This is a genomic window from Staphylococcus sp. FSL W8-0056 (assembly GCF_037963075.1).
Classification (GTDB): domain Bacteria; phylum Bacillota; class Bacilli; order Staphylococcales; family Staphylococcaceae; genus Staphylococcus; species Staphylococcus aureus.
The window spans coordinates 1,498,475-1,510,610 of the sequence record NZ_CP150142.1; the positions used below are offsets into that span (position 1 = coordinate 1,498,475).

The 12,136-nt window shown below is 32.2% G+C and carries 11 protein-coding genes; 2 read left to right on the plus strand and 9 right to left on the minus strand.

The window, feature by feature from the left end; translation table 11 throughout:
• Positions 1 to 37 precede the first annotated feature (37 nt).
• Positions 38 to 1,114 carry a M42 family metallopeptidase gene (locus NSS86_RS07380; protein WP_001024576.1) on the minus strand — a complete coding sequence of 359 codons (1,077 nt, stop codon included), beginning with the start codon at positions 1,112 to 1,114 and terminating at the stop codon, positions 38 to 40.
• An 86-nt stretch (positions 1,115 to 1,200) separates the two neighbouring features.
• Between NSS86_RS07380 and NSS86_RS07385 the strand changes: the two genes are divergently transcribed.
• Complete coding sequence (locus NSS86_RS07385; protein ID WP_000163826.1) at positions 1,201 to 1,512, plus strand: PepSY domain-containing protein; 312 nt, start codon at positions 1,201 to 1,203, stop codon at positions 1,510 to 1,512.
• Between the two features lie 124 nt (positions 1,513 to 1,636).
• Here NSS86_RS07385 and NSS86_RS07390 read toward each other — a convergent pair whose 3' ends face one another.
• The 8 genes from NSS86_RS07390 to NSS86_RS07425 all read right to left on the minus strand — a co-directional run bounded on the left by NSS86_RS07390 (position 1,637) and on the right by NSS86_RS07425 (position 10,461).
• The gene (locus tag NSS86_RS07390; RefSeq protein WP_000689582.1) at positions 1,637 to 2,479 is read right to left on the minus strand and encodes an MBL fold metallo-hydrolase; all 843 of its coding nucleotides are present in this window, start codon (positions 2,477 to 2,479) and stop codon (positions 1,637 to 1,639) included.
• 470 nt (positions 2,480 to 2,949) lie between these two features.
• Positions 2,950 to 3,594, minus strand: a complete 645-nt coding sequence (trmB, locus tag NSS86_RS07395; RefSeq protein WP_001266162.1) for a tRNA (guanosine(46)-N7)-methyltransferase TrmB — start codon at positions 3,592 to 3,594, stop codon at positions 2,950 to 2,952.
• 14 nt (positions 3,595 to 3,608) lie between these two features.
• Positions 3,609 to 4,400 (minus strand): phosphotransferase family protein, encoded by a 792-nt coding sequence (locus NSS86_RS07400; RefSeq protein WP_000434765.1) that lies wholly within the window; start codon positions 4,398 to 4,400, stop codon positions 3,609 to 3,611.
• Positions 4,401 to 4,849: 449 nt separating this feature from the next.
• Positions 4,850 to 5,698: a D-amino-acid transaminase gene (gene dat, locus NSS86_RS07405; RefSeq protein WP_000411084.1), complete on the minus strand. Its 849-nt coding sequence runs from the start codon at positions 5,696 to 5,698 to the stop codon at positions 4,850 to 4,852.
• 3 nt (positions 5,699 to 5,701) lie between these two features.
• Positions 5,702 to 7,111 (minus strand): Mn(2+)-dependent dipeptidase Sapep, encoded by a 1,410-nt coding sequence (gene sapep, locus NSS86_RS07410; RefSeq protein ID WP_000265417.1) that lies wholly within the window; start codon positions 7,109 to 7,111, stop codon positions 5,702 to 5,704.
• Positions 7,112 to 7,668: 557 nt separating this feature from the next.
• On the minus strand, positions 7,669 to 8,091 hold the full coding sequence (locus tag NSS86_RS07415; protein WP_001051856.1) for a YtxH domain-containing protein: 423 nt from the start codon (positions 8,089 to 8,091) through the stop codon (positions 7,669 to 7,671).
• 16 nt (positions 8,092 to 8,107) lie between these two features.
• The gene (locus tag NSS86_RS07420; protein ID WP_001217125.1) at positions 8,108 to 8,803 is read right to left on the minus strand and encodes a pseudouridine synthase; all 696 of its coding nucleotides are present in this window, start codon (positions 8,801 to 8,803) and stop codon (positions 8,108 to 8,110) included.
• Positions 8,800 to 10,461, minus strand: a complete 1,662-nt coding sequence (locus tag NSS86_RS07425) for a polysaccharide biosynthesis protein (protein ID WP_000004336.1) — start codon at positions 10,459 to 10,461, stop codon at positions 8,800 to 8,802. The genes NSS86_RS07420 and NSS86_RS07425 overlap by 4 nt, the downstream gene beginning before the upstream one ends.
• Positions 10,462 to 10,867: 406 nt before the next feature.
• Here NSS86_RS07425 and NSS86_RS07430 point away from each other — a divergent pair, with 406 nt between their 5' ends.
• Positions 10,868 to 12,136 carry an NAD(P)/FAD-dependent oxidoreductase gene (locus tag NSS86_RS07430; protein ID WP_000285020.1) on the plus strand — a complete coding sequence of 423 codons (1,269 nt, stop codon included), beginning with the start codon at positions 10,868 to 10,870 and terminating at the stop codon, positions 12,134 to 12,136.

Genomic DNA, 12,136 nt, shown 5'->3' on the forward strand with positions numbered 1-12,136 from the left:
ATATAACTATTTAGAGATAATAGTTGTTATTACCCGATTATTTATATTGTAATGTTTCTATTTGATTATTATCTAAATTACAAATGGCTTCTGAAAGTAAAGATCTAGCTGCAAAATAGTCTCTTATATCAAATACTGAGTCTGTACTATGAATATATCGTGCACATACACCAATAACTGCAGTCGGAATACCAATATTAGCTTTATGAATTTCTCCACCATCTGTTCCACCTGGTGACATATAGTATTGATGTTCAATGTCATGTGCTTCTACTAACTTTAATAAATAATCTCTAAATACAGGCTTTAAAATCATTGTACCGTCTTTTATGCGAATTAACGTCCCTTTACCAAGTTCACCAGATAATGGTTGGTTTCCTTTAACGTCATTGGCAGGTGAACAATCGACTACAAATGCAACGTCTGGGTCTATCATCTCTGCAGATGCTTTCGCACCTCGTAATCCAACCTCTTCTTGAACATTTGCGCCAACATACAAGTCTACATCTAATTCTATATCTTTTAATAATTCTAGTATTTCAATTGCCAAGACACAACCATAACGATTATCCCATGCTTTAGCACTATATCGATGTTCAGATAACTGTGTGAATGGCGTGTGAGGTACAATTGTATCTCCTATATCTATTCCGCGCTCACGCACCTCATCTTCATTTTGAGCACCTATATCTAATGTTAAATCTTTAATTTCCGGTGCACCTTCACTACCAGTACGAAAATGTTTAGGTATATTAGAAACAACACCGATAATTTTATCGCCATTTCTATTTTTAATTACTAAGCGTTGTCCTTGCCAAATATCATTTGCAACACCACCTAAATTTGTGAATTGAATCATTCCATTTTTAGTGATATTTGTAATCATAAATCCGATTTCATCCATATGTGCTGCAATCATTACACGTTTTGCATTTGGATTTTTAGATTTTTTCACACCAAAAAATCCACCCATACGATTTTCAATAAATTCATCTACATACGGCGCCATTTGCTGAGTCATATAATTTTTTACTTCTTCTTCAAAACCTGGTGCCCCATGAAGCTCAGTTAAAGTTTGAATTCGTTGTAATGTTACTTTTTTATTTATGTTCATAAAAGTTCTCACTCCTTATAAGTTATTATATCATCTTCAATATGGTAAACTAATGATATGAATTTGAAATCAAGGGAGCATAAATGATGACTAAACTGAAATATATAATTCCAACAATAATTGCAGTAGCCATTGTAATTATTTCTACCATTTCAATCATCCAATTTATTAATCGTAAACGCTATAATCCCGTTAAAGTACTTAATGAAGTAAAATCATATTTTATGAATGTCAAAGGCTCATATATCGTTTATGAACCATTCGTTCATCCTGAAACTGATAAATACCGTTTAGTTTATCAAGGTGGAATTACAACTATTAAAAATGGTCAAAATATTCATTATGATTTTTATGCAGATGCATATACTGGTGAAGTCATTAACATTGTAGAGCGTTAATACGAATTTTATCCATATTTGATTTGGATCGTAAAACTTAAAAATGAGCCACACCCTAATTAGTAAGATTGGATGTGGCTCATTTTTTTATTTTTGAAAATTTGTTTAGTAATACATCTTTATTTTAGTTATTATCAACTAATGTTTCACGTAAAATATATGCATCTATGTTTTCACCATCATCGCTGTATTTTACAGCAAAGTAGTTTTCATCATGATAAAACAAGAACCAATATTGTTGCTGAATAAAATATGGTATCATGCGTTCTTTTTCACGAATCGATTGCATAGGATAATCATCATATGCCGTTACCCATAGAGGATTTTTATGTGCAGTAGTTGGGAATATATCACCCATATGAACTGCTTTATCTCCTTGACTTTCAATCGTAATAATCGTGTGGCCAAAGCTATGACCTCCACTATGTTGCATCTTGATACCCGGAACCGGTTCAAAATGTTTTTCGAATAAAATCAACTTGTTACTATAATCGCCTTTATTCTTATCCCAGTAAGTTGATTTACTTCTTATATTAGGTGCAATAAACTCATGCCACTCATCTTGTTGCACAACATGAATCGCATTTTCAAAAATTGCATGTCCCGCTTGATCAGTCAAACCGGCAGCATGATCAAAATGCATATGTGTCATTAGCACATAATCAATATCCTTTGGCGTTAAATTATAATTTGCCAAATCAGCAATTATATGACTTTCTTCATCTACTCCAAAATTACGTAATTGCTTTTCAGATAATTTACCATTACCAATACCCGCATCTATAATCAAATTATATTGAGCCGTTTGAATCAAAATTGGATGTGTCGGTAAATTGATTTGATTTCGTTCATTTGCATTGTATTGCTTTGACCACAACGGCTTCGGAACAACACCAAACATTGCACCGCCATCCATTTTTGTATTGCCACCATTTAGATAATGAATAGATATATCCCCGATCTTCATAACATCACCTATTCTTTCTGTATTCGTTATTACAATTAGCATGTATTTATTACATCATATCACTATTCATAAATGCGAACAAAAACGAAACGCCCCACACTAATACACTTCTAACTACTTATAAAGATTAATGCAATCATATTATATGTAAATGCATCATAACCATCGGCCTGTAATTTTAAATTAATAATTAAAATTTACAAGTAAAATGCAAGCTTTATTCTTTTAAATCAAAGGTATTTAGTATAACATTGTTTATAGGCGCATTATCTCCTTTAGTTATTTGTTTAGTCACTTTTAATTATAGAGATAATTGCGCTTTTTTTATATTCAAAATCAAAAAATCGGACAGATGAAAAGTAAAATACTTTTTTCCATCAGTCCGATTTATTATAGAACCTTTATCTATAGAACCATTATAGTACGAAAAAACACTTATGATTGTATGTGTACATACCCTCATAAGTGTTTTATTTTTGTGAATGGAATTTCGCTTCCATACGATAAATACGTGACCCTTTATCCGAAAATTTCTTTTCATATTCTGTTAAAATATTACTGCCATCGTCTTCTTGATGTAAATTTAGATTTATTTTTGTAAAATACATTCCAAATTGAGACATACTTTCTAAACTGTAGGCAAATAGTCCTCTGTTATCAGTTTTAAAATGTAAATCTCCTTCATCATTTAAGATTTGTTGATACAACGCTAAAAACGTATGATACGTTAAACGTCGTTTTGCATGACGATTTTTTGGCCATGGATCTGAAAAGTTCAAATAAATACGCGAAACTTCGCCGTCTTTAAAATATTCATTTAATTCAATGGCGTCATTACAAATAATCTTTAAATTTGTTAAACCCATCTCTTTAACTTTATCCAATACTTTATAAACGATACTTTTCTCACGTTCCATTGAAATATAGTTAATATGAGGATTTTGAGCAGCTAATGTTGTAATAAACTGCCCCATACCCGAACCAATTTCAATGTGTATCGGTTGCGTTTTATCAAACCATTCAGTCATTTTCCCTGCATGTTGACCTTCCATGTCAACCAATTCAGGATGATCTTTTAAATAATCTTCAGCCCATGGTTTGTATCGAACTCTCATATTTTATTCTCCTCTTAAATAAACATGTTACTATTCATAACTTCATTTAGGAATTTAAGCCAAGTGTTCATATCCTTATATCTTTTTTGCTCTTCATACCATTGAACAAGACCTATAGATTGAATTACCGTATACCATTTCATACGTTTATTTAAATTCAAGCTCTCTTGAACACCATATGTTTCAAGCCATTCAGACCATTGTTGTTGTGGAACATAGTTGTAAAGCAGCATTCCGATATCAATTGCCGGGTCTGCAATCATTGCACCTTCCCAATCAACTAAAAATAGTTCATCTCGATCGGATAATAACCAATTATTATGATTCACATCACCATGTACAACAGTGAAAAAACGCGAATCTAAACTCGGTATATGCTCTTCTAAATAGGTTAATGATTTTCTCACAATATGATGTGTTAAAACTTCTCTTGATAAAGAGGCATTAATTTTATTAAGCATAATCTCAGGAGTAATAGGTTCCATTTCCATACGCTTTAACATACTTAATAAAGGTCTAGAATTGTGTATCTTCTTTAATAAATGTGCAACTCTTGTTTGCTTCATTTCGTTTGAAGATAGTTCACGCCCATTTTTCCAATGTTGTGCTGTAACAACCTCGCCTGTTTCTATGCGTTTCGTCCATACTAATTTGGGCACAATACCTTCTGCTGATAATGCCGCAATAAATGGATTTGAATTTCGTTTTAAAAACAACTTTTGTCCATCTTGTTCAGCCATATATGCTTCACCAGATGCACCACCTGCTGAATCAAGTGTCCACCCTAATTGATAAAACTGCTCCAACTCGTCCACCTCACTTTCAATTAGAAAATGGCTCTAGAAATAGGTTTTTCAAGAGCCATATATTCTAATTTATAACACCATACATTCTATAGTCACTTACTTGACATATAATGTTACCGTGCCTAAAACTACATGTTTTTGAATCTCTGTAGGCGATAAACTCTAGTTTTCAAAATAATTGCTATCCCATTTTCATGGTTAGCATAAATTTATGAACTGTAACATTTACGTACTTAGTAAAATATGATGCACATCATATTTGTAACTCATAGAAAATTTTATAATTTTTATCATTATATTTCAACTGAAAATGAGAAACAAAATGGCACTTTTTACTAATATGTGTTTTCTAAACAACACTTTTAAGCTTCGTTTTAAATTATAACATAATTCACTTACGAAAGTTGATAAATTTAAGTAATTTAATCTAAAAATATGATGAAAGAATTTTAAATACTGTGTGACTCTATATACTTTTCAAATCCTTCTTGTAGTTGACGTGTAATTGGGCCAACTTTACCATCATTAATTGGTTCACCATCTAATTTAATAACAGGTGTAACCTCAGCTGAAGTACTTGAAACAATAACTTCATCTGCGTTTTTCAAGAAATCTACAGTAAACGTTTCTTCTTTAAATGGGATGTTATAGTCTTCGGCAATTTTTTTAATTACAATTCGTGTAATACCATTAAGAATATAGTTGTTAATCGGATGTGTATAAATCACACCGTCTTTAATTGCATAAGCATTACTTGAAGATCCTTCAGTTACAGTTTCACCTCGATGTTGAATTGCTTCAACTGCATTATATTTCACAGCATATTCTTTTGCTAATACATTTCCTAATAAGTTCAAGCTTTTAATGTCGCAACGTAACCATCGGATATCTTCAACGGTAACACCATTCACACCATTTTCTAAATGATCATAAGGACGATCATAACTCTTTGTATAAGCAACAATTGCTGGTTCTACTTCAGGTGTCGGGAAGCTATGATTCCTTTCAGCTACACCACGCGTTGCTTGAATATAAATTGCCCCAGTTTCAATTTGATTCATATCAACTAATTTACGAGATAGTTCAATTAATTCTTCTACAGAATAATTTAAATCTAAACCAATCTCATTGGCACTACGTAAAAATCTTTCATAATGTTCTGTTACTGTAAATAACTTACCATTATATACTCGAATGTATTCATAAATACCATCGCCAAATACGTATCCTCTGTCGTTGTATGAAACCTTTGCTTCACTTGGACTTACAAACTCACCATTTAAAAAAATTTTTTCCATATATTATTCCTCCACGCATAATGAATAAATTGCTTCTAAGTAAATACTAGTTGCGTTAAATAACTGTTTTTTAGTGATATATTCATTTTTCTGATGCATTAAATCTTCAGAATCACTAAACATTGCGCCAAATGCTACACCCTTGTCTAAGTTTCTCGCATAAGTACCGCCACCTATAGTATAAGGTTCAGTCATATCATTTGTTTGATTTCTATATGCAGTAACTAACTTTTGTACAAAAGGATCATTTTTATCAACATAATGTGGTGGTTGGACTTTACCTAATTTCACTTCAAAGCCATATTGTTGAATCTCATTTGCAAAACGATCCATAGCTTTTTCAAATTCAAATCCTTCTGGGTAGCGTAAGTTGATACCGAAAAGACCTGCGTTTTCATTATCATATGTAATAACACCAATGTTAGTTGTCACGTCACCCATGACATCTGTATGGAATTTCATTCCCATCTTTTCACCAAAATCTGAATTAAATAAGTAGCGATTACTAAATGCTACAAACGCTTGTGCATTATTATCAAGATTTAATGATGCTAAGAATTTTAGTAAGTAAAGACCCGCATTCACACCGATAGATGGATCCATACCATGAACCGCTTTACCTTCAACTGTTAAAACTAGAATGCCACTATCAACAGTACTATCACCTTGTAAATGATTTTGTTCTAAAAAGTACTCAAAGTCTTGAATAACATCTGTCATATTTTCTTTAACAAGCACTCTTGCTTCTGCATGATCAGGTACCATGTTGTAACGTTCACCAGATTTAAAAGTTATTAATTCATAATCAGGTTCATCTTGATCTTCAGTAAGTTTATTTTGAACTAAATCAAATGTTGTAATGCCTTTTTCACCATGAATACATGGAAATTCTGCATCTGGTGCAAAACCTAATGTTGGCATTTCTTCTGTTTTAAAATAGCGATCCGTACATTTCCAATCAGATTCTTCATCCGTACCAATAATCATATGAATACGTTTCTTCCAATCCACATTCATATCTTCTAATATCTTAATTGCATAATAAGCAGCAATTGTTGGACCTTTGTCATCAAGTGTACCTCTAGCTATGATAGCATCTTCTGTTACAACCGGCTCGAACGGATTACTATCCCATCCATCACCAGCAGGAACAACGTCAACATGACATAAGATACCTAATACGTCATTTCCTTTACCTGCCTCAATTCTTCCTGCAATATGATCCACATCATGTGTTGTAAATCCATCTCTATGTGCAATTTCATACATGTAGTCTAATGCCTTACGAGGACCTGGACCAACTGGTGCGTCTTCTGATGCTTTTGCATCATCTCTCACACTTTCAATTGCTAATAATCCTTTTAAGTCATTAATGATTTGATCTTCGTATTGTTGAACTTTTTCTTTCCACATTCGAAATCGACTTCCTTTTTTCTATAAGTTAAATTCTATTTTACATGAAAAGATATAAAAACTACAATAAGATGTCAGAAAATAATAAAAAGGAACAAAACGATGCTATTGATATGACACAAATCATAAATAGCTGCTTTGTTCCTTTTTTAATTTATATATTTAAAATACACATATTCAAGAGCTCGAGATATAAGTCAATGTACTAGGCACACAATTTAATATTGACAGTAATTAACCGAACGAAAATGCGCCCCGGGGCCCCAACACAGAGAATTTCGAAAAGAAATTCTACAGACAATGCAAGTTGGCGGGGCCCCAACACAGAAGCTGGCCAATAGTCAGCTTTCAATAATGTGCAGGTTGGGGTAAGGGCCCCAACACAGAGAATTTCGAAAAGATAAAGAAATACGTTTTCTTTAGATATTAGTATTTCTTATGAATGAGTTTCACGCATGTATTCTTCTTTCTATATGCATATTAGCTATGACTAACGATAAAGAACCACTATATAATAAATCATAGTGGTTCTTTATCATTTCTGTCCTACTCACATCTTATTCTTTATCAGATAATGCATTTTTATTCTTTTTTAAATCTTCTTCAGTGACGATACGTAAATTATTATTTGGTGCTGCGCCACCTTCATCATCAAATTTACCTTTTTCAATACTTTCGTCAGTCTTATTGTCATATTCGGTAAATTTTGATTTTTCTTCTTCGAAAAATGCTTTTGGATTATTTTTTAATCTATTAGCATATTCTTTCGGATTTGTTTTTACTTCTTTAATTGTTTCATTAGCAATTGTTCCTAATTGCGTCGCTTTATCCTTAGCATTATCTTTATAGCTTTGAGGATCTTGTTTATATTTATTATATTCTGCTTTCAGCTTGTCACGACTATCTTTACGTGTAACAAGTACAGCTGCTACAGCGCCACCTATACCTAAAATCGCTTTAAATAAATTACCTTTTGCCATATCAATCGTCTCCCTTTTATTTATAATTTAATTTGTCAAAATCATTTTCAGTTAATAAACGATATTCTCCTGAATCTAAATTGCTGTCCAATTCTAAATCAGCAATTTTGATACGTCTTAAATGTAATACCTCATTTTGAATGCTATGAAACATTCGTTTAACTTGATGATATTTTCCTTCATAAATTGTTACGTGTGACGTTTGATTATCAATATAAGTTAATATTGCAGGCTTAACCTTGCCATCAGTCAGTGTTACACCCTCTTTAAAAGCTTGAATGTCGTCTTCAGTGATAGGATTTGCTGAAATAACTTCATATTTTTTAGAAACATGTTTGTTTGGACTCATTAATTCATGATTAAAATCACCATCATTCGTTATCAATAAAAGCCCTTCTGTATCTTTATCAAGACGACCAACCGGAAAAATATTTAGATGTTGGTATTCAGGTATTAAATCAATAACGGTTTTTGAATGATGATCTTCAGTTGCTGATATATAACCTTTTGGCTTATTTAACATAATATAGACATTTTCAATGTATTCTATTAATTCTCCACGAACTGTTATCTTATCGTTTTCTGGTTCTATATGTGTTTTTGGTGATTTAATTACTTGTTCGTTGACATTTACAAGGCCTTTTTTAAGTAACTGTTTGACCTCATTGCGTGTACCGACGCCCATATTTGCTAAAAATTTATCTATTCTCATCGTAAAAACCTAACTCTACGTCTTAATTTTTCAGGAATTTCACCTAAGAATTCGTCCGCAAGACGCGTTTTAATTGTGATTGTACCGTAAATTAGAATACCTACTGTAACACCTAAAATAATAATGATTAAGTAACCAAGTTTAGTAGGTTCTAAGAATAGATTTGTAAGGAAAAATACTAATTCTACACCTAGCATCATAATAAATGAATACAAGAATATTTTTGCAAAATGAATCCAACTATAGCTGAATTTAAACTTCGCATATTTTTTAAGAATATAGAAATTACATCCAATTGCAAATAATAATGCGATACTAGTACTTAAAATTGCACCAGGTGTATGGAATAACATAATTAATGGATAGTTTAACGCTAACTTGATAACTACAGAAGCTAAAATAACATAAACTGTTAATTTCTGTTTATCTATACCTTGTAACATTGATGCCGTTACACTTAATAGTGAAATTAGTATTGCTACAGGCGCATAATAGAATAATAAGCGACTACCATCATGGTTAGGGTCATGACCTAAAACAATTGGATCGTAACCATAGAAAACTGTGAATAATGGTTGTGCCAAGGCCATAATTCCAATACTAGCTGGAACAGTTATAAACATTAATACACCAATAGATGTTCTAATTTGATGATGCATTTCATGTAAGCGACCTTCTGCAAATGTTTTTGTAATATAAGGAATTAAACTCACTGCAAAACCAGCACTTAATGATGTCGGAATCATTACAATTTTATTAGTTGACATATTTAGCATATTAAAGAATATATCTTGTAATTGTGAAGGTATACCAACTAAAGATAAAGCACCGTTATGTGTAAATTGATCTACTAAGTTAAATAATGGATAATTCAAACTTACAATAACGAACGGTATACTATAAGCAATAATTTCTTTATACATCTTGCCATATGACACATCTATATCTGTGTAATCAGATTCGACCATACGATCAATATTATGCTTACGCTTTCTCCAGTAATACCAGAGTGTGAATATACCAATAATCGCACCAACTGCTGCTGCAAAAGTAGCAATACCATTGGCTAATAAAATAGAGCCATCAAAGACATTTAGTACTAAATAACTTCCGATTAATATGAAAATCACGCGTGCAATTTGCTCAGTTACTTCTGACACTGCTGTTGGCCCCATAGATTTATAACCTTGGAATATCCCTCTCCATGTCGCTAATACAGGAATAAAGATAACAACCATACTAATGATTCTTATAATCCAAGTAATATCATCGACTGACCAACCGTTTTTATCATGAATGTTTCTAGCTAATGTTAATTCAGAAATATAAGGTGCTAAGAAATACAGTACCAAGAAACCTAAAACACCGGTAATACTCATTACAATAAAACTCGATTTATAAAATTTCTGACTTACTTTATATGCCCCAATAGCATTATATTTCGCAACATATTTCGAAGCTGCTAATGGTACACCTGCTGTCGCAACTGCAATTGCAATATTATATGGTGCATAAGCGTATGTGAACGGCGCCATATTTTCTTGTCCACCAATTAAATAGTTGAATGGAATGATAAAAAGTACGCCCAATACCTTGGTAATTAATATACTAATGGTAATTAAAAAGGTTCCACGCACCATTTCTTTACTTTCACTCATTACGAATCTCCCTATCTCATGTTTATTAAAGTTTTGTAAACTAAAAGCTATTTCTCTGTAAAATCATTTTTCATTATTATGAATATATCACAAAACTTTATTTCATTGTCGTATATTCAATGAATTATCATAACAAAATTATCAACGCATTGTCATTGAATACTCGATTTTGATTAGAATATTACGAAATTTCATATAAACATTATACTACTATTTGAGATGAACATCGCATAACAGTAGAAAAATCATTCTTATCATACACATACATCTTCATTTTTTATGAAGTTCACATTATAAATATATTCAACATAATTGTCATCTCATAACACAAGAGATATAGCAAAGTTTAAAAAAGTACTATAAAATAGCAATTGAATGTCCAGTAACAAATTTGGAGGAAGCGTATATGTATCAAACAATTATTATCGGAGGCGGACCTAGCGGCTTAATGGCGGCAGTAGCTGCAAGCGAACAAAGTAGCAGTGTGTTACTCATTGAAAAAAAGAAAGGTCTAGGTCGTAAACTCAAAATATCTGGTGGCGGTAGATGTAACGTAACTAATCGATTACCATATGCTGAAATTATTAAGAACATTCCTGGAAATGGGAAATTTTTATATAGTCCCTTTTCAATTTTTGATAATGAATCCATCATAGATTTTTTTGAGTCTAGGGGTGTTAAATTAAAAGAAGAAGATCACGGGCGTATGTTTCCAGTTTCCAACAAAGCACAAGACGTGGTTGATACATTAGTGACAACTATCGAACGCCAACATGTAACGATTAAAGAAGAAGAAGCTGTTAGTAGAATCGAAGTTAATACAGACCAAACTTTCACTGTACATACTCAAAATAATAGTTATGAAAGCCATTCGCTAGTGATTGCTACAGGTGGTACAAGTGTCCCTCAAACTGGTTCAACTGGTGATGGTTATAAGTTCGCACAAGATTTAGGTCATACCATTACTGAGTTATTCCCGACCGAAGTTCCAATTACATCAGCTGAACCTTTCATCAAATCCAATCGTCTAAAAGGTTTAAGTTTAAAAGATGTTGAATTGTCAGTACTTAAGAAAAATGGTAAAAAACGCATCAGTCATCAAATGGATATGTTATTTACTCATTTTGGTATCAGTGGTCCAGCTGCATTAAGATGTAGTCAGTTTGTTTATAAAGAACAAAAAAATCAAAAGACACAGCACATTTCTATGGCAATCGATGCATTTCCTGAATTAAACCATGAACAATTAAAACAACACATCACATCATTATTATCGGACACACCAGATAAAATCATTAAAAACAGTTTGCATGGTCTAATTGAAGAGCGCTACTTACTGTTCATGCTGGAACAAGCTGGAATCGATGAAAATACCACATCACATCACTTATCAAATCAACAATTGAACGACTTAGTAAATATGTTTAAAGGGTTTGTATTTAAGGTAAACGGGACATTACCTATAGATAAGGCATTTGTCACAGGTGGTGGTGTGTCACTTAAAGAAATTCAACCTAAAACAATGATGTCTAAATTAGTTCCGGGATTATTTTTATGTGGTGAAGTATTAGATATACATGGTTATACTGGTGGTTATAATATTACAAGTGCACTCGTAACAGGACATGTCGCTGGATTATATGCCGGTCATTACTCACATACATCAATGGAATAA

What these genes read in the sequence shown, in the direction of transcription:
- sapep (WP_000265417.1), bottom strand. Translation starts at nt 7,111, where the DNA reads ATGTGGAAAGAAAAAGTTCAACAATACGAAGATCAAATCATTAATGAC.
- NSS86_RS07380 (WP_001024576.1), bottom strand. Translation starts at nt 1,114, where the DNA reads ATGAACATAAATAAAAAAGTAACATTACAACGAATTCAAACTTTAACT.
- NSS86_RS07415 (WP_001051856.1), bottom strand. Translation starts at nt 8,091, where the DNA reads ATGGCAAAAGGTAATTTATTTAAAGCGATTTTAGGTATAGGTGGCGCT.
- trmB (WP_001266162.1), bottom strand. Translation starts at nt 3,594, where the DNA reads ATGAGAGTTCGATACAAACCATGGGCTGAAGATTATTTAAAAGATCAT.
- NSS86_RS07425 (WP_000004336.1), bottom strand. Translation starts at nt 10,461, where the DNA reads ATGAGTGAAAGTAAAGAAATGGTGCGTGGAACCTTTTTAATTACCATT.
- NSS86_RS07430 (WP_000285020.1), top strand. Translation starts at nt 10,868, where the DNA reads ATGTATCAAACAATTATTATCGGAGGCGGACCTAGCGGCTTAATGGCG.
- NSS86_RS07420 (WP_001217125.1), bottom strand. Translation starts at nt 8,803, where the DNA reads ATGAGAATAGATAAATTTTTAGCAAATATGGGCGTCGGTACACGCAAT.
- dat (WP_000411084.1), bottom strand. Translation starts at nt 5,698, where the DNA reads ATGGAAAAAATTTTTTTAAATGGTGAGTTTGTAAGTCCAAGTGAAGCA.
- NSS86_RS07390 (WP_000689582.1), bottom strand. Translation starts at nt 2,479, where the DNA reads ATGAAGATCGGGGATATATCTATTCATTATCTAAATGGTGGCAATACA.
- NSS86_RS07385 (WP_000163826.1), top strand. Translation starts at nt 1,201, where the DNA reads ATGACTAAACTGAAATATATAATTCCAACAATAATTGCAGTAGCCATT.